This is a genomic window from Magnetococcales bacterium, from assembly GCA_015231925.1.
In the GTDB taxonomy this organism is placed as follows: domain Bacteria; phylum Pseudomonadota; class Magnetococcia; order Magnetococcales; family JADGAQ01; genus JADGAQ01.
In genome coordinates this window covers 1-24306 of record JADGAQ010000050.1, presented here as the reverse complement: position 1 = coordinate 24306, position 24306 = coordinate 1, and the positions used below count along the sequence as shown (strand labels likewise).

At 59.7% G+C, this 24306-nt stretch carries 15 protein-coding genes; 9 read left to right on the top strand and 6 right to left on the bottom strand.

The genetic code is table 11. From position 1 onward, the window contains the following. Positions 1-530 precede the first annotated feature (530 nt). A complete protein-coding gene (locus tag HQL56_07685) occupies positions 531-1835 on the top strand; it encodes a hypothetical protein (protein ID MBF0309390.1) in 1305 nt (434 codons plus the stop codon). 260 nt (positions 1836-2095) lie between these two features. Here HQL56_07685 and HQL56_07680 read toward each other — a convergent pair whose 3' ends face one another. From HQL56_07680 to HQL56_07655, 6 genes are all read right to left on the bottom strand, one after another. Beyond that, positions 2096-3382, bottom strand: a complete 1287-nt coding sequence (locus HQL56_07680) for a regulator (GenBank protein MBF0309389.1) — start codon at positions 3380-3382, stop codon at positions 2096-2098. A 76-nt stretch (positions 3383-3458) separates the two neighbouring features. Beyond that, positions 3459-4649, bottom strand: coding sequence for a regulator (locus tag HQL56_07675; protein ID MBF0309388.1), 1191 nt, complete (start codon positions 4647-4649; stop codon positions 3459-3461). Then, complete coding sequence (locus HQL56_07670) at positions 4646-4960, bottom strand: cytochrome c (GenBank protein ID MBF0309387.1); 315 nt, start codon at positions 4958-4960, stop codon at positions 4646-4648. Before HQL56_07670 ends, HQL56_07675 begins: the two co-directional genes overlap by 4 nt. Then, on the bottom strand, positions 4957-5571 hold the full coding sequence (locus HQL56_07665) for a sel1 repeat family protein (GenBank protein ID MBF0309386.1): 615 nt from the start codon (positions 5569-5571) through the stop codon (positions 4957-4959). Before HQL56_07665 ends, HQL56_07670 begins: the two co-directional genes overlap by 4 nt. Positions 5572-5584: 13 nt before the next feature. Then, on the bottom strand, positions 5585-6964 hold the full coding sequence (locus HQL56_07660) for a sigma-54-dependent Fis family transcriptional regulator (protein ID MBF0309385.1): 1380 nt from the start codon (positions 6962-6964) through the stop codon (positions 5585-5587). Positions 6965-6968: 4 nt separating this feature from the next. Then, the gene (locus tag HQL56_07655) at positions 6969-9365 is read right to left on the bottom strand and encodes a PAS domain S-box protein (protein ID MBF0309384.1); all 2397 of its coding nucleotides are present in this window, start codon (positions 9363-9365) and stop codon (positions 6969-6971) included. Between the two features lie 49 nt (positions 9366-9414). On the opposite strand from HQL56_07655, the gene HQL56_07650 reads away from it, so the two are divergent. From HQL56_07650 to HQL56_07615, 8 genes are all read left to right on the top strand, one after another. Then, positions 9415-9924: a hypothetical protein gene (locus HQL56_07650; GenBank protein ID MBF0309383.1), complete on the top strand. Its 510-nt coding sequence runs from the start codon at positions 9415-9417 to the stop codon at positions 9922-9924. A gap of 226 nt (positions 9925-10150) precedes the next feature. Further along, the gene (locus HQL56_07645; protein ID MBF0309382.1) at positions 10151-12226 is read left to right on the top strand and encodes an EAL domain-containing protein; all 2076 of its coding nucleotides are present in this window, start codon (positions 10151-10153) and stop codon (positions 12224-12226) included. Between the two features lie 144 nt (positions 12227-12370). After that, positions 12371-12688, top strand: coding sequence for a hypothetical protein (locus tag HQL56_07640; protein ID MBF0309381.1), 318 nt, complete (start codon positions 12371-12373; stop codon positions 12686-12688). A gap of 21 nt (positions 12689-12709) precedes the next feature. After that, entirely contained in the window at positions 12710-13189 is a 480-nt protein-coding gene (locus HQL56_07635; protein ID MBF0309380.1) for a cupredoxin domain-containing protein, read from the top strand. Positions 13190-13255: 66 nt separating this feature from the next. Beyond that, positions 13256-14143 (top strand): hypothetical protein, encoded by an 888-nt coding sequence (locus HQL56_07630; protein ID MBF0309379.1) that lies wholly within the window; start codon positions 13256-13258, stop codon positions 14141-14143. Between the two features lie 1313 nt (positions 14144-15456). Further along, positions 15457-19323, top strand: a complete 3867-nt coding sequence (locus HQL56_07625; GenBank protein MBF0309378.1) for a hypothetical protein — start codon at positions 15457-15459, stop codon at positions 19321-19323. A gap of 89 nt (positions 19324-19412) precedes the next feature. Then, the gene (locus tag HQL56_07620) at positions 19413-21824 is read left to right on the top strand and encodes a hint domain-containing protein (protein MBF0309377.1); all 2412 of its coding nucleotides are present in this window, start codon (positions 19413-19415) and stop codon (positions 21822-21824) included. A 294-nt stretch (positions 21825-22118) separates the two neighbouring features. Continuing rightward, the gene (locus HQL56_07615; protein MBF0309376.1) at positions 22119-24188 is read left to right on the top strand and encodes a HAMP domain-containing protein; all 2070 of its coding nucleotides are present in this window, start codon (positions 22119-22121) and stop codon (positions 24186-24188) included. Positions 24189-24306: the final 118 nt, after the last annotated feature.

Genomic DNA, 24306 nt, shown 5'->3' with positions numbered 1-24306 from the left:
CAGGTGGTCTTGAGCCGCCTGCGCCAACATTTGCCACGCCACTCCTTGCGCTATTTCGGCCCCTGCGGCGAAAACAGCGTCAAGTCACCCCTGAAAGGTGAGGAAAACAGAACACTTGAAGGGGGCTGAAGGCCATTCAACGCCAATCGTCTTTTTGATTGGCACTGGAAAGCCCCTGATCGCCCGTCCGGGGTCACGTCCCGACAGATCGTCGGGTGGGGCAGGTTTCCCGGATTGCGGGTTTTGAGGTTCCCGTAATTGTCTTCCGGATGATCAATGGTCTTTTGTCTATCCAATTTTCCTTGCAAACAGAATGTCAAACATGTGAATAGGTATCATGTCTTCATCGTGCGGCCTATTCCGCCGGTTTCCTGTCTCATTGGTGCGGATGTTCCGAATTGTTTTATTGATGCCTAAACATTCTTATGACCATATGTTGTATTGTTTAGCGTTTCAGGGTCTGACGTTTACGCTTGAAGTGTTTTTCGTATCGTTGGTGACAATAACTAGTCAAGTATAAGGAGTAGGTTATGCGGCGCAGAGTAATTGGTTTTCTTGTTATTATGCTTCAATTTGTTGCAAATTATGGCTATGCTGACTATTTTATTGATTTGTTATCGATAACTTGTATTCCTCAGTCTCGATATTTCAGAGTTGAACACCTCTCGGTAACCAATGATCAACTATATAGTATGGGAGAGGATCGTGATGATATACAGGCAGATGCTCTGCTCCGGGAGTGGGCAAAGCAAGGGCTCTATCACCCCAACCATTTGAACTATCGTTGCAACTATCCGGGTGGAGCGTATGAGGTTGTAAGTTCTTTTCTTTGTCCTGCCGACCAGATCTGTCGAAGAGATGTTCCTGCGCAGATAACATTAAAGCATAAGGAAAGGGTTGTTCTAGATAAGGTTTCTTTTGGAAGGTATGGGTTTGAGAAAAGCTATATTGAAACCTTCGAAATAACAGAAAAAGTTGCTGGGTACGGGGTTAGTCCAATAATTAATGCTTGTTTTTCCACAAAAGAAGACAATGATATTAGATTTTGTGAGATGCTGTATGGCCAAAGTCACTTATTTCCGTGGACATCTCAAAACATCGAATCGTTCGTGACTAGTTATTTGAATTCAAAAGGAAAGAATGATAGGCGTGAAATTCCCCAATTTATAGAATTCGTAAAGATAGAAAAAAATAAATCGTGTAGGTTTCCGGGAAAGAACATTCCTGAAGATGCTGTGCTGTTTGGTGGAATGGGGGTTATGCCGGGTTCGACCTTCAAGGAAATTGGCCCGAAGGGGGAAAAAGTTGTGGAGGTTATCGTCAATGTGCCTGAAAAGCCGGTCGTCATTGTCCTCACCGCCTATGAGCGCACAATCTGGAAATTCAAATGGACACCAGCTTCCCGAATTGCAGCTGTCGTCGCCACCGGTTTTGAGCCACCCCTTGTGGAAGGACTGCCTTTAAAAGTTCCTGTGTTGCTGAGTTCGTTTAAAGAGGGGGGAGAATGCGGGTATATCGCAAAAGATGTAATGCCACTGAACTTAGATCCAGCTAGCAATGAAGATACGTTCTTTATTAAAAGTAGGTTGGCCAATACAGGCAAAACCCCCGACGAAATTCAACAAAGCCATGCGAATTTTATTAAAGGAATGCGAATAAAGCAAGAAAAAGGAATAATCGCGGAATCGGCTGATAAAATATTTCATAAACCCGTCGGGCGTTACTATTACGCAAATAATGACACCCTTCTCATCGAAGAGACTACCGCTGCTGAAACCCCCATGAAGTCCCTCCCAAAAGATAATCAACCTGTTCCCAATCGTGACACGCCCTGACTCGGTATTTGTTGGGAACGACGTACCGATTCTGCGTATCAATTCCTCGGGCGAACCGGTTTTACAACACCAGTGACGATTGCTGCTGAAAAGGCCAGGGCTTGTTCTATGGCGGCCCTTCGCGGAAACGCCGGGCGGGCTATGGCATTCACCTTGTTTTGATACGGATGGAAGGAAAAGTCCCAGGGCGTTGCCCTGGACCCGCCGGGGGGGATAATCCCCCCCGGACCCCCGTATTCCCGAAAAGAGGCAACCCTCTTTTACTTCCCCGCCTCCGGATAGATGCGGGCCACGCCACCGTAGCTGCCGATCCACTGGGAGCCGTCGTTGGAGAAGGTCATGGAGAAGACGTTGTTGGAGAAGAGCCCTTCGGTGGTGGTGCGCACGTCGAAGGTGCCGTCGGGTTTGCGCAGGGCCAGGCCGCCGCTGCTGCCCACCCACAGACGGTCCTTGTCGTCGAGGGTCAGCATGAAGATGTGGTTGGAGGGCAGGCCGTCGTCCTTGGTCTGATTGGTCCAGGTTTTGCCGTCGAAATGGGCCAGTCCCGCACCCCAGGTGCCGGCCCACACCTCGCCTTTCGAATCCACCGCCAGCGAGATGATGTAGTTGGGATTGTAGGCCGTGGTCACTTCGCCCAGCCCCTGCTCCTGCTTCTGCCGGGCATGATGGCTGGAAACCTGGCTGGGATCGTTGTCGAACTCGTTCTGCGACTTCACCTTCTCATACGGCGCTCCCACCCCTTCCTTGTGGGTCCAGTGCTGCCACGTATTCTCGCGGAACAGCGCCAGTCCACCTTCCGTGGCCATCCAGATGTCGCCGTTCAGCCCTTCCGCCAAACCGTAAACCCAGTCGTTGGGCAGACCGCCCCCGGTGTTTTCCACGGTGTAGGTCTGCCACTGGCTGCGATCCTTCAGATTGCCTCCCACGATGCGGTTGGCTCCGGACCAGGTGGCAATCCACACATCCCCGTTCCTGGCCTGCAACACCCCGTAAACGAAGGCGTCCGCCAGCCCCTGGGGAATGTTGAAGGACTCCCACTTCTCCGTGGCGGGATCGAACAAGGAGAGCCCGCCGCCGTAAGTGCCCACCGCAATGGAATTGCCGACCTTGCCGACGTGGAAGACGCCGTTGGCCAGCAGACTGCCGTTGCGCACGTCGAAGAGCTTGTAGTCGTCCTTGTCCACCTCGTAACGGATCACCCCGCTGGAGGTGCCCACCCATACCTGGGAGCCGGTGGCGAACATGGCCTTGACGTTGCGATTGCCCACCCGGAAATGGGTGAACTTGCCCTTCGGCGCGGTCGCCGCCGCAGTGCCCGCCGCCGCTGCCGGCACGGGAGGATGTTTCAGATCCGTACTCAGGGGATCGAAACCGCCACTGCGCAGGGGAGCGGGGCTTTTGGCCGCCGCCGGGCTGGACGGGGCCGGGGACGCAGGCGGGGTCACAGCCGGCGCTTTGGGGGCCGCCGGTGCGGCGGGGGCGCTCGCGACCGCCGCGGGAGCCTTGGCGGGGGCTGCCGGTACGTTGCCTTGCTGGCGGCCCAGCATGTAGGCCCCGGTTACCAGAGTGGCGACACCCGCCAACAGCAAAAGATTCCTGCCTTGATCTTGCACGCGCGTCTCCTTATCCCTTGTTCGCCAATCCGATACGATAAACCTTGCCCCGGCTGCCCGCCCAGAGTTCGTTGGCGGGGGAGACGGCCAGGGCGTAAACATGGGCGCCCAGCAGCAGATGGTTCTGCGCCAGGGCGCGCCACCGGCCCTGATCGAAGTAGCCGATGCCGTTGCTGGTGCCGGCCCACAGCCGTCCGCCCTGGTCATGGGTCAGACTGTAGACGATGCTGCCCGGCAAACCCTCCTTGCGGGAGTAGCTGCGCCACTCCTTGCCGTCGAAACGGCTGACCCCGCCCCCCCAGGTGCCGGCCCAGACAGCGCCGTTACCCTCCAGAGCCAGGGAGAAGACATAGTTGGGATTGTAGGTGGACATGCCTCCCGAAAGAACCCCCAGATCATGCCGGTTGCGGGTGCCGAGTCCGGTGTTGGTGCTGACCGGCAGGCTCTCCACGTTTTCCGCCCCCAGTCCGTCGGCATGGGTCCAGGAGAGCCACTGCTGCCCGTCGAAACGGCTGATGCCCCCTTCGGTGCCGAACCAGACCCGTTTTTCCGCGTCGATGGCCAGGGCGTAGACCCATTCGTTGATCAGTTCCTTGATGTAGGTGTCCATGCGCCCGGTATTCAGGTCGAGACGATTGACCCCCGCCCAGGTGCCGATCCACAAACCGCCGTCGGGATGCTGGGCGAAGGAGTAGACCCAGTAGTCCGCCAGACCGTGCATGGGGAAATAGGTCTTCCACTGGCCGTCCTGGTAACGGGAGGCCCCTCCGGCGTTGGTGCCGAACCATTTGGCCCCGTCCCGGTCGACCCCGATGGAAAAGACATATTCGTTGGCCAGACCGTGATCCCGGGTGAAGGTGTTGACCACCTGCCCGTTGCCCAGATCGATCTCCATGACCCCGACGGAGGTGCCCACCCAGAGGCGGTTTTTATCTTTTTCCACCAGCAGGGAGCGCACGTAGACATCCTTGCCCACGTCGTAGGACTCCAGGATCGTGGGGGTGGCCGGCAGCGCCTCGCTGACCGGTTTGGCCGGGGCGGTTTCAGCCGGTTTGGCCGGGGCGGTTTCAGCCGGTTTGGCCGGGGCGGCAGGGGGTTTGTCCGGAGTCTTGGCTTTTTCCGGGGGGGAGGAGCTGTCCGACGCGGGCGAGCAGCCCCAGGTCAGCCCCAGGAGCAGGCATAACACGGTTAATTTTTTCATTTTCTCATGCTTCTCATGTAGGCGACCACATCCAGGATCTCGATATCGGAGAGAACCGCCCGAAAGGAGGGACAACCGGCGCCCCCCTGGCGGATACGGTTCAACAGGGCCGTGTCGCTGCGCAGCAGTCCGTTGTTGGGATCGGACTTGCGGGCGAAATCGGGTGATTGCGGCAGACCCGCCTTGCCGTTCATGCCGTGGCAATGGGCGCAGTTCTTCTTGTAAAGCTCCTTGCCTTCGAAGGGGTCGGCGGCGAAGAGGGGAGCGGCCAGGATCCAGGGCAGTATCGCCAGGAAGCGGACTCTTCTCACAGGTCGTCGCTCTTCTTGTTGGGGGATTGTTTGACCTTCTCCTCCCAGCTTTTGGCTTTGGCGGCATCGGGTTTCATGTCGGGGGTGCCGGCCTTATAGAGGCGGGCCAGCTCCTTCATGGCCGGAACGTAGCCCAGATCGGCGGATTTTTCCAGCAGTGACAGGGCCTTGTTCAGATCGGGAGTCTGGTTGAACTCCCCCAGGAGGTGAACCTTGGCCAGAACCAGCATGGCCGGGCCATACTGCATGGAGGCGGCCTTTTCGATCATGGCGAGCCCCTCCTTCTCCTTTTTGGGGCCGGCGTCACCGTTGGTCATCATGACGCCGATGCCCAGGAATCCGGCGGCCTCTCCGGCATCGGCGGCCTTGCGGAACCAGACCAGGGCGGCATCGTTCTCTTCCGCCCGGTCGAGGATGATGGCCAGTCGCGCCATGGCCCTGGTGTGTCCCGCCTCGGCGGCCCGTTTGAAGGAGCTCATCGCCGTTTGCAGGTCGTCCCGACTTTGGGCCTTGATGCCCTCTTTGTAGTCATCCTCCGGGGAGGCCCAAGCCGTTCCCGCCGCCAGAAGGGTGGCCAGAAAAAGCCCATAGAATCCTTTTTTGCCGATCATTCGCCTCTCTCCTCTACAGTTTGGGCACCTGGGCCTGTTCCAGTTTGCGATACAGGCTCGACAGCCCGATGCCCAACTCCTTGGCCGCCAGACGACGGTCCCCGTTGGCCTCCTCGATGGCCTGCAGAATCAGTTGAATTTCCATGTCCCGCATGCGGTCCCGCAAGGTTTTGGATCCACCCGAGGTGAAGATTTCCCCGCTGCGAGGCGCGGAGGGGGCGCAGTCCGCCACGGAGGCCGGCAGATCCTCCAGCCCGATATGACCATCTTCGGTCAGAATGGCCGCTCTTTCCAGGGCATTTTCCAACTCACGGGTATTACCGGGCCATTCGTAGGCCAAAAGGGCCTCCCGCGCCTCCGGGGCCAGGGTCAGCACCACGCCTCCGCCCATCTTGGCGCCGTTTTTGTGCAGAAAATGGTCCACCAGCACCTCCAGATCCTGGGAGCGCTCCCGTAACGGCGGGATGTGGATGGCGAAGACGTTGAGCCGGAAGAAGAGATCCTCCCGGAAGGTGCCATCGCCGACCATGGTTTTGAGGTTCTTGTTGGTGGCGGCGATGATGCGCACGTTCACCTGGCGGAACTGTTCGCTGCCCACGGCGCGAATCTGGTTCTGCTCCAGGACGTGCAGCAGCTTGACCTGGAGATGCAGGGGCAACTCGCCGATTTCGTCCAGGAACAGGGTGCCGTTGTCCGCTTCGGCGAAGAGGCCCTTTTTGGCCCGGTCCGCCCCGGTGAAGGCCCCCTTGACGTGGCCGAAGAACTCGCTCTCCAGCAGGTGGTCGGGGATGGAGCCGCAGTTGACCGGAATGAAGAGGCCCTTGGCCCGTGGACTGGCATCGTGGATGGCGCGGGCATGCACGCTCTTGCCGGTGCCCGACTCCCCGGTGATCAGCACGGTGTGGTCGGTGCGGGCCACCTTTTGAATCTGGCGGTCCAGGCGCTGCATGGCCGGGGAGTCGAGGGGGCAGATGCCCTGACCGCGGGTGATCTGGCGCAGGGTGCGGTTTTCGTCCTGCAGACGGATGATGTTGCCCACCTGCACCAGATGGTGCAGCAGATCCTCCTTGCGCAGGGGCTTGATCATGTAGTCGTAGGCCCCGGCCCGCATGGCCTCGATGGCGGTATTCACCGAGGCGAAGGCGGTCATGATGAGGAACTGGGTGTCCATCCCCTGACTGCGCACCTTCTTCACCAGCTCGATGCCGTCCATGCGGGGCATGCGGATGTCGCAGATGACCACGTCCACCACCCCCTTTTCGAGGATGGCGAAGGCCGCCTCGCCGTCCTCGGCCTGATCGACCAGATAGCCCGCCTTGCGCAGGGTGCCCTGAAGCACCTGCCGGATGGCCGGTTCGTCGTCCACCACCAGTATCTGTAACGGTGTTTCCATGACGCTACTCTCCGCCGGCATCCACCGGCAAGCGGAAGCCGACGCGGGTGCCCTGGCCAGGGGTGCTGTCGATGGCCATCTCCCCACTGTGCTCCGTGATGATGTTGAAACACAAGGATAAGCCCAAACCCGTGCCCTTGCCGACGGGTTTGGTGGTGAAAAAGGCGTCGAAGGCATGGTGACGGGTGTATTCGTCCATGCCGGGGCCGTTGTCCTCGACTTCCACCCACACCGAGTCCCCCTGTTTCCGGGAAACCACCCGGATGCAGGGTTGCTCCACCTGGGCGGAGGAGAGGGCGTCGGCGGCGTTGATGATCAGGTTGATGAGAACCTGGCGCAACTGGTCCGCCGAGGCGTTGACCGCCGGCAGATCGAAATCGAGATCGCTGCGGCACTCCACCCGGTGGCGCACCCGCTTGTCGAAGCGCATGATGCGCAGGGTGGAGGTGATCAGACCGTTCAGGTCCACCAGTTGCCGGGTATCGGTCTGGGGTTGGGAGAACTCGGAGACCTCCCGGGTGATGGAGAGCAGGCGTTCGATCTGCTGTTCGATGAGGCGCAGATGTTCGCGGGGCGTCTCCTGGTCCGGGGTGTCGGGCAGGTTGTCGAGCAGGGCTTCCACCAGACCGGAGATGGCCGCGATGGGATTGCCGATCTCGTGGACGATACCGGCGGCCAGGGTGCCCACGGCGGCCATCTTCTCCTGCTGGAAGGCTTTGCGCCGCGCGGTTTCCAGATCCGCCAGGCTCTTCTTGCGTTCGCTGATGTCGCGCATGGTGGCGATGAACTGGGCGCGATCATCCAGGCAGACGTGGCTGACGGTCAGTTCCAGCGGAAAACTCTCCCCGTTGGCGCGTTGCACCTCGACCTCCCGTTCGAAGAAGATCTCGCTGCGCAGGGGACTGGTGACGTTAATTTTGACGTTTTTCTCGAACCATTCCAGGTAGCGCCGGATGTAGGCGTCGTGATGGGGACGGTGTTCGGCGGGCACCAGCAGGCGGATGTTGTGGCCCACCAGATCCCGGGCTTCCAGGCCGAAGATCTTTTCCACCGCCTGGTTGACCGATTCGATGATGCCCGCGCCGTCGGTGGTGACGATGCCTTCCACCACGTTGTCCATGATGGTGCGCAGGCGCATTTCGTTGCGGTGGATCATCTCCTCGGCCAGCTTGCGTTCGGTGATGTCCTCCTTGACGGCCAGGTAGTGGGTGGGCACCCCGCGCGGATCGCGGATCACCGAGATGGAGGCGTATTCCCAGAAGAGTTCGCCGTTCTTGCGGCGGTTGAGGAACTCCCCGCGCCATTCGTGGTAGCGCTGCAGGTGTTGCCACATCTTCTGGTACTCTTCCCGCGACATGCGGCCCGATTTGAGGATGCGGGGATCCTGTCCCTGGACATCGGCCAGGGTGTAACCGGTCACCTGGCAGAATTTGGGATTGACGTACTCGATGCGGTTGGAAAGATCGGTGATGATCACCGAGGCGGGGCTCTGTTCCACGGCGCGGGTGAGTTTGCGCAGCTCCACTTCGGTGCGCCGGCGCTCCTGGATCTCCCCCTCCAGGGCCTCGTTGGCTTCGGAGAGGCGTTTGGTGCGTTCCCCAACCCGCTCCTCCAGAAGCTGGTTGGACTTTTGGATCTCGTCGAGATAGACCATCAGGGTCGATTGCTGGGCCTGGATGAGGCGCTGGGCGCGGCTCACGATGACGAACAGTATGCCGTAGAGGGCCAGGAAGAAGCCGGTCAGCACCAGAATCACCTGGCGACGGGTGTAATCGAGCTGGTCGATGGTGTCGGTCACGTCGTAGTAGAGTTCGAAGACCCCCAGGATTTCGCCGTTCTTGCGCAGGGGCACATAGCTGGAGATGAGGTTGCGGTCTTCCAGAACCCCGTCGAAGGTGGGAAACTTGTGCCGATAGGTCAACTGGCTGGTCACCCCGCCTTGCAGCGCGGTTTGGAAACCGAAGTTGCCCGACTGGTCCTGGCCGATCTGGCTGGACTGACTGGAGTAGATGGTCAGGCCCCGTTTGTCGTAGAGTTTGACCTTGACCACGTCGATGCCGTTGACCAGATGGCGCACGGTGAAGTCGAGGCTGGAGAGCAGGGAGTGAACCGGCAGTTCGTCGGAGCCGAGCCGTTCCACTTCGCGCAGGTAGCCCTGCAGCAGGGGCCAGAGGGTGTTGGCGAAGGCCCGGGTCAGGGCCACGTTTTGCCGTTCGCCGATGTGGAGCAGGTTGTCGATCTGGATCTTGTGAAAAAACCAGCCCAACGAAACCGCCACCGCGATCATGGCCAGCAGACTGGTGATGGAAAAGAAGCGCACCAGGGGAAACGGCGCGGGCAGGGGCGGTTTGGCGCCATCCGTATTCGGCGAGGAGGTTGCAAGGATGGAATCGTCGTTCATTGCCTGCCTTGGAAGGAATTGAATCGTGTTGCCGATCCGCTGGTCGAAAATGCTTCTGTTGTGTCTGCTCTCACTTCCGGTCGTTGCCGGCGATCTTGCGGAACATCGCACCTGGCTGGCCGGGGATGGCCTTCACGACACGGCCAACCGTTCCTTGAGCCTGTTGCAAGATCCGGCCCGAGGCATGGAGGGTTTTCCCGTGGACCGGTTGGGGGCCACCAACTGGGTGGAGACCCTCTCCCGTGGGCTGATCGCCCCCCGGGCCGATACCGGCGGCAAGGGGGTCATGAAGAGTCTCGAATCGACGATCCTCATGACCAACACCCGCAACATGCCCCACGTCACCTTTCCCCATGGGGCCCATACCCGCTGGCTCGATTGCGGCAACTGCCATCCTGACATCTTTCTGCCCGTGGCCAAAGGCAATGTGGTGACCATGAACGCCATTTTGCGGGGTCAGTTTTGCGGGGTCTGTCACGGCAAGGTGGCTTTTTCGCCGCTGGTCTGCGAACGCTGCCACAACGTCACCCATGCCGATTCCCCCAAAGCCTGGTGGTGAACGGTCCGGTGGAAGATGCTTCTTAAAGATATCAATTCCTGTTTGCGGGAAACAGGCCTTGTCGTTGTTCCCACAAATGGGAAGAAAATGGGGCCGGAGGGGGCGAAAAGGGGCTGTTTCACCGGTTTCAGGGGTTGAATCGGGGCAATGCGGGTTGGCACTCAAATTGAGATAGGTCAAACAGCATCTGTGAAGAATCGTTGCCCCAGTGCCGAGGAACCCCGCCATGCATGTCCGACTGTGGATTCTGATCATACTCCCCCTGGCTGCAACTCTGTTCACATTTATCGTTCCCGGCACTCCCCTGCCTGCTCCCCATCAGGGGGGGCAGGGGTTGGCAACAGCTCTGCTGCTCTACTTTTCCCTGTCTCTGGTCTCCTGGGTGGCCTATCGCACGGCCTACTCGGGCTTTGCCTGGGGCAAGGGTCTGTTCCTGGCTGGTCAGGATCCCCGGACGGTGCTGGAGAGAGGGGTTGCCTCGCCCCCGCCGTCGCGTGAGGAGCTGATTCGCCCTGTAGTGGTGGTCGCATCCCGGGAGGCGGGGGTTCTGGTCCAGGGGCGGGAAGCCGGCCTCGACATGGCCCGGCGGGTTTTCGCCAGTGTGCAGGAAGGGGTGGTCATCACCGACGCCAGCGGGTCGATCTGTTCGGCCAATGCCTCTTTCCAGGCCATGACCGGCTACGAAGAGGCGGAGATGCTGGGGCGCAACATGCGCTTTCTCAAAAGCGGTCGTCACGACGCCGCCTTTTACGCCGAGCTGTGGAAATCCCTGTTGAGCAAGGGGCAGTGGCAGGGCAACATCTGGAACCGTCGCAAGAACGGCGACATCTATCCCCAGTGGAGCACCATCAACTGCATTCGGGACAAGGACGGCGTGATCCGCCACTTCGTGGGGGTGTTGTCGGATCTGACCGACATGCGGGAGAGCGAAGAGCAACTCAAGTATCTGGCCCATTACGATCCGCTGACGGAGCTGCCCAACCGGATTCTCTTCAAGGATCGTCTCAGCCAATCCCTGTCTCAGGCCCGCCGCACGGATCAGCTTGTGGGGGTGCTGTGGCTGGGGTTGGACCGTTTTCGCCAGATTAACGGCGCCGGCAGCCGCGCCCTTGGCGATCAGGTCCTCAAAGCGGTGGGTGCGCGCCTCCGGAATGCCCTGCGGGAAGGGGATACGGTGGCTCGGGTCGGCGGCGACGAATTCGCCGTGCTGGCCACCAACATTCTGGAGGTGCAGCACCTGGGGCATGTGGCGGAGAAGCTGCAACAGGCCCTGAATCAGGACATCCGCATCGGGGATCAGTCCCTTCGGGTTCACGCCAGCATCGGCGTGACCATCTTCCCCCTCGATGAAAGCGATCCCGACACCCTGCTCAAGCATGCCGAAACCGCCATGGGGCAGGTCAAGGCCCGTGGCGGCAGCGGTTCGCAGTTCTTCACCCAGCAGATGGGTGAGATGGCCATGCGGCGCTGGAACATCGAGAAGGGGCTGCAGCGGGCCTTGGAGCGGGGTGAGTTCTTCCTGCACTATCAGCCCCAGTATTGCGTGGCCACGGGTCGGCTGGTGGGGGTGGAGGCGCTGGTGCGCTGGCGCAGCCCGCAATTCGGCCTGGTGTCGCCGGATCAGTTCGTGCCCCTGGCCGAGGAGAGCGGCCTCATCGTGCCCCTCGGGGAGTGGGTGCTGCGGGAGGCCTGCCAACAGAACGTGCGCTGGCAGGAGGCCGGTTACGCTCCCATCAAAATGGCGGTGAACGTCTCCCCCCGGCAGTTTCTCAAGGACGGCCTCGAAGAGGCGGTGGAAAACGCCCTGACCGACACGGGACTCGATCCCCGCTGGCTGGAACTGGAGATCACCGAAAGCCTCTTCCTCGGCGATCAGAAGCGGGTTCTCTCCGTGCTCAAACGGTGGCGGGAGAAGAAGTTGCACATCTCCATCGATGATTTCGGCACCGGCTACTCCTCCTTGAGCTATCTCTCCACCTATCCGGTGCAGTCCCTGAAGATCGACCGGTCCTTCATCCGGGACGTGGCGCGCAATGCGGAGAGCGCCAGCATCGCCCGCACCATTCTGAGCCTGGCCAAGAACCTCAACCTCTACGTGGTGGCGGAAGGGGTGGCCAACGAAGACCAGATGAGTTTCCTGCGCGGCATGGGTTGCGACAAGGTGCAGGGCTTTCTCTTCTCCCCTCCCGTTCCCGCTCAGGACATCCTCCCGCTGCTCTCTCCCATGGAGGCGTTCCCGGCGCACTTCACGGAATGCGACGCCCGGTCGAACCAATACGCCGCGGCGGCCTCCCTGAACTGATTGAACCGTGCTGTACCTTGCCCATCCTCTCCTTCCGAGCGGATGGGACTTTTTTTACCGCTGCCGCGTATTGTTTCACAGACATTTCCGGTGGAAGGTGGGGGATGTACGATCAGGATGACTCTTTGGGGAGGATCGGTTATCATGCGTAAAATCGGGGTGTTGTGTCTGGCCGTGCTGATGGGGGGGTGCCTCAAGGCGGAGATCAAACCGGAGGCCGGAGCCCCCGCCGCCCCGGAGGTGCGTCAGGCGAAGGCGAAGTCCGCATCGGGAGGGCGCGAGATGATCGGGCGCAATCGTGACGAGTTGGTGCAACGTTTTGGCCAGCCTCAACAGATCATGGATGTGACTCTCGTGGGCCGTCCGGCTTCGGAGGGATGGGTTTACACCGGCGGGTCGTGTTTCGACACCTATGTGGTTCTTGAACAAACGGGCGAAGTGATCGACTATTTTTGTCGCTGAACGAGGTGAAGGAGCGGATACGTGAAGGCAATGGTTCGGGCTATGGGGTTGTTGGCGGCGGGAGTGGTCTTTTCGGCGGGCCTGGTCCTGGCGGAGGGGGTGCAGGGAATGGATCCCATCGAAAAGCGCAAGGAGATCGTGGACGCGGTGGATTGGAAGGCCGTGGAGAAGGTGACGGTGGAGTTGAAAGAACACAATTACACCCCGGACAAGCTGGTCTTCAAGGCGGGGCAGCCCTACCAGCTGATCATGCGCAATGTCGGCGAGAAGAAGCACTATTTCACCGCGCCGGAGTTTTTCAAGGCGATATCCGCCCGCAAGGTGCAGTCGGACAAGGATGGGGAGATCAAGGCCCCCTATTTCCTGGCCATCGAGATGATGCCGAAGGGGGGACAGTTGGATCTCTACTTCGTGCCGGTGACCAAGGGCAGCTATCCCCTGTATTGCACGGAGTCGGACCATCGGCAGCAGGGTATGGAAGGTTCAGTGGTCATCGAGTAGTTCAGCGGTTGCGGGGGGAGTGATCTCCCCCCGTGGTCCCTCCCGGAAAAGCCGTCGGAGCATCTCATGAAGTCGAACGCCACACTGTTAGCCATGTTGTTGGGGGGGCTGTCGGGCGCGGTTTGGGCCGAGTCGCCGGGACTGGAGGTTGCGCCGATGCTGCCCCCGATGGAGCTGAAGGTGGAGTCCCTGACAGCCGCGCCGGTGATCGACGGCGTCCTGGATGATTGGGCCGGGGTTTCCCCCCGTGCGGTCGGCGTCTCCCCGGTCGTCGAGAAGGATGTGCAAAATCGCGTCGGCAAGGCGGAGGTGGCCTTGCGGGTGGGGGTCTTCGGCGGACGGTTCTATCTGGCGGCGCGTTGGGCGGATGATGCGGCGGACGTGCAGTTCCGTCCCTGGCGTTGGCGGGATGGCAAATACGTGCGTTCCGAAAATCGGGACGACCAGTTCGTGGTGCGTTTCGACATGGGCGGGGATTACGATTCCTGCATGTTGGCCAAAACCAGTTACAAGGTGGATGTGTGGCGTTGGTCGGCGGGGCGCAGCAATGCGGTGGGTCTGGCGGAAGATCAGAGCCATGTCATCAGCCTGGATCCGCTGGAGGATGCCTCCGATTTTCAGGGGCCCAAGGGGACGGTCTATATCTTGAAGCGTAATGACGCCGGGGAGGCTTTTTACGCCAATGCCAAGGCTCCTGCGGCCAAAGCGGGGGAGGAGGAGCCGGGGATCGTGATGTCGGGTTCCGGATCGGGCAGTCTGGTGGATGTGCAGGCCAAGGGGGTCTGGAAGGACGGCTACTGGAATCTGGAGATGTCACGGGCTCTGAACACCGGCAATGCCGATGACGTGGTCCTGGGTGGCAAACCGATCCGGGGGGCCGTCGGGGTCTTCAACAAGGCGGGCAACGAACACAAGAGCGTCTCGGGCACCATCAACTTTGTCTTTCCGAAGTGAACCGCGTCCCCCTGGGGATGCGTCGTTTGTCCATTCATACGGGGGTCCGGGGAGGGTCTCATCCTCCCCATCCGTGAAGTTACCACCCGGACCCGGCCGGGGCCGTACCGGACCCCTTATTCCGTTTCTGATTCATTTTTGCATTATTGCAGGGGTCTGGGGACCATCATGGTCCCCGGCAGGGGTTTGGGGACGGAGTCCCCAATGTGTTGTCTTTGACTTATTTTTGTTCTTTTATTCCCCTGGAAGGAGAGCCTTTCAGGGGAATAAAAGAACAAGAGAAAATCAATAACAGAACCTTGGAGGCTCCGCCTCCACAATTCGGCAGGAAAGCCTGATTGGACGCCGCAAAGCGGCGCCCGAGTCCAACCTCCGCGGGGGCGATAATCGCCCCCGGATCCCCGTATTAATGAACGAATGAAATGGAATCACCCAGCCCGTGGCCCTCGGCTGATTCCCGAACGGGAAAGCTCCGGGGCGGTCCGCCATGGCGATGCGTTTTTCCGGTCGGATTCTTCCAGGCTCTCCTCGGGTTCTCGTTTGCGTGAAGTAAATCACAAATAGAATACAGATTAGAATAGTCACCAATAGTGACACGTCTTCCGTGTCATATACTTGTGCATATCAATCGGCTTTCATCGAAATCTTAATTCGTTTCGCGCTGCAAAAAATCCCCTGACAGCTGGATAAATAGAACTACTCAAACAAGTCGAATTATTCTATGTTGACCGATCGTGGAGAGGGGATTGTCAAAGAAATTCATCGGTATTTGCCTTGACATGGTTCATGTGGTCATGTTAGTTGAAGCGAACGACACTAAACGGAGGAGCAAAAAACGATAAGGTAATCATCAGGGTTCTCTTAAACAACATATTCTGATATGCGGGCGCGATCTTTGGGCGGCGTAAAACCGGTCCTGCGGAAAACTTTTTCCATAAGGCGTGTGTTGCTGTCGCGGAAGGATGAGGCGGGCCGGGGTGGCCTGCGCTCCGTGTTCCCGTTCGGGATCGGGTCTCTTTCGGGAGACTCCGGCAGGGGTTTGTATAATCATAATAATCAGAAATAGCTAAAATAATAAATTATTCTCTTTTTTTGGGAGATATAATACCTAAAAGAATAATCTATTAGAAAATAATCAATATTGATTAGTTTATTGGTTAATAACGAAATATCTAAATCGTCTGGTCTATCGGTTTATGAAGGCGTTCGTCGGGCAAATCCACTCCATCGAAACCAACAGGAAGGAAAGGCTAATGATTTACGCAAGTCTGGCAGCAAAGAAACAAGGTATTCGTATGCATACCGGTAAGCCGATGGTGGCGGCGAAGAGAGCTCAACCGGAAGCGATCGATTTCGTCATCCACCGCATGGCAACTTACGGAAACTCCCAAAAGGAGATCCCCCGGCGGGTCACCCTGATCCGTCATAACCCCGCCGCACCCGGCGGCGACCTGCTCTATCTCGACCAAACCCCCGTGCCGAGGGAAGCCTTCCACTACGATGCCCACGATAAAACTTTGCGTTGGCAAGGCCTCTTCGGTGGCGGCCAGTTGCATCTCAGCCACGACGGCAAAAGCGCCGTCGGGGCTGTCGGATCGGCGCAAAGCGCCGTATCGGTCAGCGGCGGCGCCGTGGCGCAGTTCTCCTGCGACGTGGCCCTGAATTGCGGCGCCTCCTACATCACCGACGGCAGCAAAGTGACCGGACTCACCTGGGATACCTCTTCCAGCGACTGGAAAAATGCCTCCTGGGTGGCCAACCGCTTGTTATTGACCTATTCGGTGCAGAAGACCGATCCCATTCTGCCCCCCACCTTCACCTTCGAATTCGCCGACCTGCAAACAGGCGCCATCCCCTGGGACCCCGTTTTGGGCAATTTTACCGCCAGTCTCGCCCTCGGTTCGAAAAGCGGCCAGATGGTCTGGAATCTGGTGTTCAAATCCACCATCGCCCCCGACCCCGACAAGGGCGATGCCTGCACCGGTCCCGATACGGTCTACCCCTGGTGGATGCAGGCGGTGGAGGATGCCGCCGCCTCCACCATCAACGGGGTTCTGGAGATCGACGATATTGCACCCAACGGGAAGCTGGTCGGCTTTCAGGGGAACCGGGTCAATCCCATGGCCCAGGGCTATTATCAAACCAGCCCCCGAATGGCCCCCTTCGCGGTTTTCAACGGGAAGTTGCACGTCGACGGTCAGCCCGTGGCCAACTCCCGCATGCAGGGGGGCACCCTCTTCTGGCAGGATCTCGATTCCTCCCATCAGCAGCGCCTGGGACTGCCCGCCAGGGGAATGCTGAAGTTCGACGCCCACGGCAGTCGGGCCCTGGGAAGCGCCCCGTTGCTCAAAGCCACCCGCCTGAGCAGCGACAACGCCATCAAGAGCATCGCGCAACACAATGACCTGCATCCCGATCTGCATGCCTCCCTGGAGGCCCAGAGCGAGTCGTTGACCGACTCCTCCCCGACGATTTACGGCCTGCTGGCCATGACCCCCTTCGGACAGGATTCCAGCGGAGCCTGGGGGGATCAGGTGCAGGAAGGGGTGCGGGCCGATCTGCAGGAGATCATGAATTCCTTCGTCCCCTCCGATATCTGGAACCTGCTCTTTCCGGGGATCAATCAGCCGATTCTGACGGGAGAACTGGCCACGGTGGCCAACTCCCCGGTGGCGGGGGTGGCCGATCCCATCGCCTGGTATAAATCTCTTGGCACCGCCGTGATGTCCCAGGGCATGGCCAACGGTTCCGACTCCAACTGCCAGAACCTCAACGGGCAGCGGGCTGCCGCCTGGCTGAAACAGGAGGTGGCCAACTCCGCCGTTTATCAGGCTCACAGCCAGTTGCTCTTTCAATATCGCTGGGGGCAGCGTTACAACACCATGGTGGACTATCTGAACGATCAACGCGACAATGCCGCCACCTACGCCACCCAAATCGACGCCCACCTTCAGTCGGCCATCACCGATATCAACACCAACGTCATCGTCGATGCCTCCTCACCGGCCAACCTCAAGAGCGACCTGATCGCCGAGGCTACCGCGATGGCGGATTACGCCAAGACCAATCAGCTCTACTGGGCATACGTCTATTACCTTTACAACACCGCACCGGCCATTCTGGCCAACATCGCCATTCAGCTATCCATCAGTACCGGATCGAGCGACGGAACCAGCCTGGCGCGTCTTTTCCAGCAGAACATCACCGTTCTCACCGCGTTGGACCCCTCCGGAACCTTTGCCCAGTATTACAACAAGACCATCAACACCTTCATGGCCAGCAACATTCTGCCCACCATGTACGGTTTCACCGGAGACGCGGACGACTTCTCCCTGATCAAGGAGTATCTGCAGACCTTCGTGAATCAGAATCTGCAAAGTGAAGATGCCCAGATAGCCGCCGCCGCCAACCAGCTTCAAGCCATTTTGGGCCAAGACGATTCGGAGGCCATGCTCAAGGCATCGATCGAGGCTCTCGTCTCCTTCTCCAACATCATCTCCGATACCATGGCTCTGCCCTATGTGGCCCAGAAATGGACCACATGGTTCAAGAGTTCCTACCCCAAGCTGGCTTCGTCGGCGGAACTGTTCGGCAGTGTGTTGATCGGTGGCATCACCTGCCTGGCCATTTTCAACCTCTTCACCGCCTACAAGAGCTGGGACCAGTTGGACGCGGGCGAACGCACCGAGTTGATTCTCGCATCGACGCAACTGGGGCTGCAGATCCTGGCGGCGGTGGTGAAACGCGGGGTGCGCATTTATGCCATCTACGGGGTGGAGGGCATGACCTTCGCCCAACGGAGCGCCGCCATCAGCCGCATTCTGGCCACGGGGGAGGCCAGCCAATTGGATGCGGGGTTGATCAACATCTCCAATCGAACCGCCCAGTGGTTGGGCGACACGGCGGGAAGCACGGCCATCCGGGAAGAGATCGCCAGCTTGATGATGATCGGGGAGAACGACGTGAAGGCCGTCTCCTGGACCACCCGCATTTTCGGGCGCAACCTGGATGAGTTCATGGCCACCCGGGTGGGTCCGCTATTCATCCTGGCCGGCATCGGCATGAGCATCTATTTCATTTCCACCGGGGAATCGGGGGTGGCCCTGGCGGCGGATATCGTCAACATCGTCAGCAGTTCCCTGATGCTCTTCTCCATGGTGGGCGGCTGGGCGATCGAAGGCGGCATCATCGCCGCCGAAGGGATCATGGCCTCCATCATCGCCATCGCCGGTCCTCTGGCCATCATCGGCGCTTTGGTGGGATTGGGACTCATGCTCTATGAGATGTTCAAGAAACAACCCGATCCGGTGGAGGATTTCGTCAACGACTACGCCAAACCGGCGGGTTTCTACGTCCCTTCGAAGTGCGGCGCCATCGACTATGTGGTTTCGTATGCCGATGCCAACCAAGGCAACCTGATGATGACGGGCTTCCGTATGGGGGTTGACGACCAGTCCCTGGTCGTCGCCAGCGACGGCTCCGTCAACTGGGGTTCGGCCACCTTCCTGCCCAACAGCGTCTGGCAGGTGCAAACCGATGGTTTGGGCATGAGCCGTATCGGCACCCTGGTGCAAAGCGATCCCACCAAGGGGCCATCGGCGATGTGGCTCAGTCTGATGAGCGACAATACGGTCAGCTTCCAACCCAAGATGGGCACGACAACGCCGCCTTCCGGCAGCCCCACGGTGCGTACCCAGACCTGGTTGACCGCACCTGCCGGCACGGCCAGCACCTCCGGCGGCAATCTGGTCTCCGTTCCGCTCACCTTCCAGCCGGTCTTCCCGGACAGCAAAGGCAACTACCAACCCTCCCAGGCCTCCGGTTGGTTGATCAAAGTCAGCAACGGCCTCTCCTGCAGCGCCGTGAGTTCTACGCCGTTCACGGTGCGGATGTCGGGCATGGCCCCCTACTACATGACCATGAAGGAGATGCGGTTCGCCCTCAATTCCACCCCTTCGACCACACAACGTTTCGGCGCCTCCTTCGGGGTCAATCCCAGCACGCCGCTTTACTATGCCAATACGGGAACCTTGCCGCCCTTCCTCTCGTTCGACGGCAAAACCGGCATCTATGCCCCCAACGGCCAGAAAGCCACCACTGCGGCAACGTTGGCCAACACCCTGACGGCGAGCAATGTCCTCGGCCAGCTTTCGGTGAATTTCGCCATCACCGTGGCGTAACCGACCTTGCCAAACCGGCTCACCCCGGACAGGACGCTTGACCGGCGTCTTGTCCGGGCCTCCGTTTCCATCTCCTTCGAGGGGGCATCATGACAACCTACTTGCAGTACGCCCAGCAGTTGGCCCAGGAACTGATCAGCGCACCGCCTTCGGGAATCTCCCTGAGCGGTCTTACCGACTCGAACGTCAATTCCCAGTTGACGGCCCTGATCAATGCCTTTCCCTATTTCGGTGATACCGATTGGAACAGCGCCCATCGGGGGGCCTTGTCCAATCTGCTGCAGGTCAATCTGCCGAACAACGGCATCGCTCCGCATCCCGACGAGAGCGGTCCCTGGTATGCCTATTACCGTTCGACCTACAGTTATAACGGCTCCGCTTCGGGCTATGCCAATGCCTTTTTTCCGGGGGCCGTGTTGTCCGCATCCGGCTCTCGGGTGGCCAGCGAGGTGGCGGCGGTCAATGCCGGCATGAACGGTTCCTGGTGGGGAGGTTATGCCGTTCCCGTGCTGACCGACGCCATTCGGGCCCAGGTATCGGTCGGGGTGGATGCCAACAAGTTGACCACTGCCCTGGGCAATTACCATAGCGCCCTCATGCCGGCGCTTGCCGCCAGTTATCTGGGAACCTTCAAAGCGGGCTTCAATCCCACAGCCCAGGCCTGGAGCAGCCTGGTCAATTCGGGCAATTCGAGTGCTGCGGCCACCCTGCTGGACCAGAAGATCAGCTCGGGTCAGTTTACCGCCAACATCAACCAGTCCATTGCCATGGGGGGGGACAGCAGCAATGCGGCCACCTGGTTTTTGTTCAACCTGTGGATTGCACTGAAAGCCCTGGGCTGGTCCGACGTGGACGGGGCCATCAGCCGTTACAAGGCTGCCGGAATGAGCATTCCGGGGCAGGTGGATGCCGTGAAATGGTGGAACGGCGGCTACATCAGTTGGTACAGCCCGCTTTCGGGAGCCGATTTGCCCTCGTCGACCATCACCGCTTCCATGCCGGAAAGCGAGTTGACCTCCTACACCGGTTCCTACATGCCCAGCCACTCCTCCGTCAACGAGGCCGACGGGTACAGCCACAGCTTCTGCGAGTGGGGCAGCTTGGCCCTTTACAAACCCGACAGCGGTAGTTGTTTCGGCGGGGAGACGCGGGTGCTGATGGCCGATGGCCGTGTTCGCCGCATCGCCGAGGTGCGAATCGGGGATATGGTGCAAACCGCAGGCGGCCCCCGCGTGGTGGTGATGATCGAAACGCCGAAACGGGCCGGACGGAAGCTCTATTCCGTGAACGGGCAACAGGTTTTCACCACGGCGACCCATCCCTTTCGCCGTGGGGCAGAGGGTGGACCGTTGCGTTATGCCGTCTCGCCCTGGGGGTTGATCGACGGGATTCCCGACATGGCGTCGCAGGGGGAGGGGGTTCTGAAGGCGGGGGTGGTTCTCGCGGGAATGCGCGATGGGCGCAGCGCTGCCTTGACGGTGCAGCGGGTGGAGGAATACGAGTCGTCGGATCCGCAGGAGGTGGTTTACGATCTGCTGTTGAACGATTGGGAAAACGGTCATGGGCTCTATTATGTCGGGGGGCCGGAGAGCTTTTTCGTGGTGGAGGCTGAAACCGCCAATCCGCTCAGTCATCCCGAGGTGACCACGGCGGTGATCGCGGCCATGGAGATGAGCCATGGCAGCTGTCGGGAACATCTGGGAGAACCCCATGTGGAAATCCCCAAGGTGGTTGGCAAGCTCGATGCGCAGCGCATCGCCCGTCAGGCGCGCAAGGCGGTGCGTCCTTACCTGGGCGGCAAGCCCATGCCGCCGACGCCCGATACCCGACCCACATTTTGCAGGCTGAACGGGGAGTGGAACGCCCACTCGTCAATGCTGGAATATTATCTGGTGGGGCGGTTTGGTCGCTGGTTGCGCAGCGAAATCGCCAACGGTTGGCGTTGTCACGGTTCGGGAGTGGCGGGTGATCATCTGGCGGTGGGTTTGTTCGATATCGAATTTGTCGGAGATCCGGCTCCCGAGCCGGGGCGGGATGTCGAGGTGGAGCTGGATTTGGAGGGTGTTTTCCGACACGGGGAGACGGCTTCCGTGAGTCTCTCCGTGGCGGTGAAGCCGGAGTCCGCCTGGCGGCTGGTGATTGATCGAACCCTGGATCTGGGGCGGGTGGGGGAGTTGCCTTCCCGGACCATGCTTCTGGGCGCCATCCGTCAGGGGGGGCAACTCCTGGGAAGTTTCCGTTGCGCCGTGTCCGGCGGGGAGTCGGGCCGGGGTCGTGGGGACCATTTCATCTTTCATCCGAACGGGCGGATCATCGGGCGGATTTGTCTGGATCAACGCCTGCTGTGTACCCGTGAACTTCAGGAGGAGGAGACCGCGGCGCAGCGATGGCGGCAGGATCCGGGCGCGGCACAGGCGCTGGCGGTGGTATTGGGCCGTCAGATCGGGCTGCACCTGCTTTCCGAGATCGAGGCCCACTCCAGCGTGGGGTTAGCCAAGTAAACGGGATTGGGCCCGTGCCGGAAATTCCGGGGTGCGGGACGGGGGTATTCTTTCAATGTTCGGGGGTTCGGGGTGGTGTCCCCGAACCCCCGAATTGTTTAAATAGATACCGATCACGAACAAAAAAATATTGCTAAAAAATTTAAATTTGTGGTTCAATATAGCAACCCCGCGAGGGGCTGGACCGGTGGATGGGTGCCAGGGTCGACGCGAGTCGTGACTCTGGTATTGTTGTGTGTGCTGGTTTTCTGAAATAATAAAAATAAGTATCAAGCAAGCATGGAGGGTAGAGAAATGCGCATTAACGATCTGAGTGTCAAGTTCAAGATCCTTGGAGGAGCGTCGTTGCTTGTCTTGATCACCGTCATCTTCGGTATTCTGGCGGAAACCTACATCGGGAAGGTTTCCGATGCGCTTTTCGGCATTACCGACAATAGCGCCAAGGCGGTGGAATACGCCACCGGTGTGGAGCGTATGGCTCTGGCCACCATCATGGAGGAGAAGAACTACCTGCTGGAGGAGAAGGATGAGATTCACCAGCGGGCCGAAAACGCGGTGAAGGAGTTGAACAAGTTCCTCGACAAGGTGGATGAGTTGGCCACCAGGCATAACAATACCCGATTGCTGGAGCAGTCCAAGGCGGCCCGGCATGGCACGGAGGCCTATGCCGACAAGTACCGCGCCGGGGTACGTGGTTTGAAGGCGAACAAGGCTGCCGTTGCGGAGATGGTTGCCAAGGGGAGCGTTGTGGAAAAGGCTGCTGCGCAGTTTCTGCAGATGCAGGTGGATGCCTACACGGCGGCGATGAAGGGTGGGGCGGATGCGGCCGCGTTGAACGCCTTCGTGCAGCGGTACATCATCACCACCAACATCTATGTGAATGCCTTGGCCATCATGCGAGCCGAGAAGGAGGAGGTCAATTACAAGGATCGGGTGGCCTGGAAGAAGATGGGGGAGTTGCTTCCGGCGTTGATGGGGCTCTATGACACGTTGCAGACCATCACCACGGATCCGGCCCAGGTCAAGCTGATCGAGGAGGCCCGCAAGGCGACCAGGGACTATTCCGAGGCGGCCAACAACTGGATCAAGAACGACGACGCCCTTCGGGGTATATTGAAGGAGATGGCTCAATTGGGCGGCAACGTGATCAAGCAGGCCCAGGATGCCGAGGGTGCCGGGTATCAGCAGTTGGACACGGCGCGTGAGGCGGCGGAGAAGCTGATCCAGGAATCGAGTGTCATCATCATCGGGACGATAGTGGTTGCGGTGGTGGTCGGGGTGATCATTGCGCTGTTCCTGGCCTCGTTGATCACCTCGCCGATCATCAAGGGGGTGGCGTTTGCCCGGTCGGTGGCGGAAGGCGATCTGACGGCGGTGGTGGAAGTGGATCAGAAGGATGAGATTGGTCAGTTGGCCGAGGCGTTGCGGGAGATGGTGACCAAGTTGCGCAGTGTGGTGACCGAGGTGCGTCAGGCGGCGGACAATGTGGCTTCTGGCAGTCAAGAGATGAACAGTTCGGCCCAGGGGCTATCGGACGGGGCTTCGGAGCAGGCGGCTTCGGTGGAGGAGACCTCCTCTTCGATGGAGCAGATGAGCGGCAACATTCAACAGAACACCGACAATGCGCAGCAAACCGAAAAAATTGCCCGGCAGGCGGCTCAGGATGCGGAGGAGGGTGGACGTTCGGTGGGTGAGGCGGTGGCGGCGATGAAGGAGATTGCCTCCAAGATTGCCATTATCGAGGAGATCGCACGGCAGACCAATCTGTTGGCGTTGAACGCCGCCATTGAGGCGGCGCGGGCCGGGGAGCATGGCAAGGGCTTCGCGGTGGTGGCGGCGGAGGTGCGAAAACTCGCCGAGCGGAGTCAGACGGCGGCGAGTGAGATCAGCACCTTGTCCGCTTCCAGCGTGATGGTTGCGGAGCGCACGGGTGAGATCATTTCCCGGTTGGTTCCGGATATTCGCAAGACGGCGGAGTTGATTCAGGAGATTGCTTCCGCGAGTCGGGAGCAGAATACGGGGGCTTCTCAGATCAACAAGGCCATTCAACAGTTGGATCGTGTCATTCAGCAGAACGCCGGTGCTGCGGAGGAGATGGCGGCCACGGCGGAGGAGTTGTCGTCGCAATCGGACAATCTGGCCCAGAGTATCAGTTTCTTCAGGATCGGGGATTCAAGGGGGGTGCCTCCGTCCGGTTCGCGGGGTGGTTCCACGGTTCGGGAGGGTGGCAAACGTTTGCCCGTTCCGGCCAGGCGGGCGGCGTTGCCGGACTATTCCCAGGGGAGTAAGGCCAAGGGCCACAAAGTCGCCGGCATCGACAGGGAGTTGGATGACAAGGACGATGGGGAGTTCGGGACGTTTTGACCCTATTCGGGTGTTGTTCAAGCAAACAAGGGCAATTCCGATTGCCCTTGTTTTTTTGCCAAGGCTGCTGCGGCCAGCGCGGGAGAGGAGGGGCGGGGGATGGTTTCGGGTGGGGTGG

Bases quoted from the DNA above. Each gene is read 5' to 3' on its own strand.
- HQL56_07685 (MBF0309390.1), top strand. From the start codon at position 531: ATGCGGCGCAGAGTAATTGGTTTTCTTGTTATTATGCTTCAATTTGTT.
- HQL56_07680 (MBF0309389.1), bottom strand. From the start codon at position 3,382: ATGCTGGGCCGCCAGCAAGGCAACGTACCGGCAGCCCCCGCCAAGGCT.
- HQL56_07675 (MBF0309388.1), bottom strand. From the start codon at position 4,649: ATGAAAAAATTAACCGTGTTATGCCTGCTCCTGGGGCTGACCTGGGGC.
- HQL56_07665 (MBF0309386.1), bottom strand. From the start codon at position 5,571: ATGATCGGCAAAAAAGGATTCTATGGGCTTTTTCTGGCCACCCTTCTG.
- HQL56_07660 (MBF0309385.1), bottom strand. From the start codon at position 6,964: ATGGAAACACCGTTACAGATACTGGTGGTGGACGACGAACCGGCCATC.
- HQL56_07655 (MBF0309384.1), bottom strand. From the start codon at position 9,365: ATGAACGACGATTCCATCCTTGCAACCTCCTCGCCGAATACGGATGGC.
- HQL56_07650 (MBF0309383.1), top strand. From the start codon at position 9,415: ATGCTTCTGTTGTGTCTGCTCTCACTTCCGGTCGTTGCCGGCGATCTT.
- HQL56_07645 (MBF0309382.1), top strand. From the start codon at position 10,151: ATGCATGTCCGACTGTGGATTCTGATCATACTCCCCCTGGCTGCAACT.
- HQL56_07640 (MBF0309381.1), top strand. From the start codon at position 12,371: ATGCGTAAAATCGGGGTGTTGTGTCTGGCCGTGCTGATGGGGGGGTGC.
- HQL56_07630 (MBF0309379.1), top strand. From the start codon at position 13,256: ATGAAGTCGAACGCCACACTGTTAGCCATGTTGTTGGGGGGGCTGTCG.
- HQL56_07625 (MBF0309378.1), top strand. From the start codon at position 15,457: ATGGTGGCGGCGAAGAGAGCTCAACCGGAAGCGATCGATTTCGTCATC.
- HQL56_07620 (MBF0309377.1), top strand. From the start codon at position 19,413: ATGACAACCTACTTGCAGTACGCCCAGCAGTTGGCCCAGGAACTGATC.
- HQL56_07615 (MBF0309376.1), top strand. From the start codon at position 22,119: ATGCGCATTAACGATCTGAGTGTCAAGTTCAAGATCCTTGGAGGAGCG.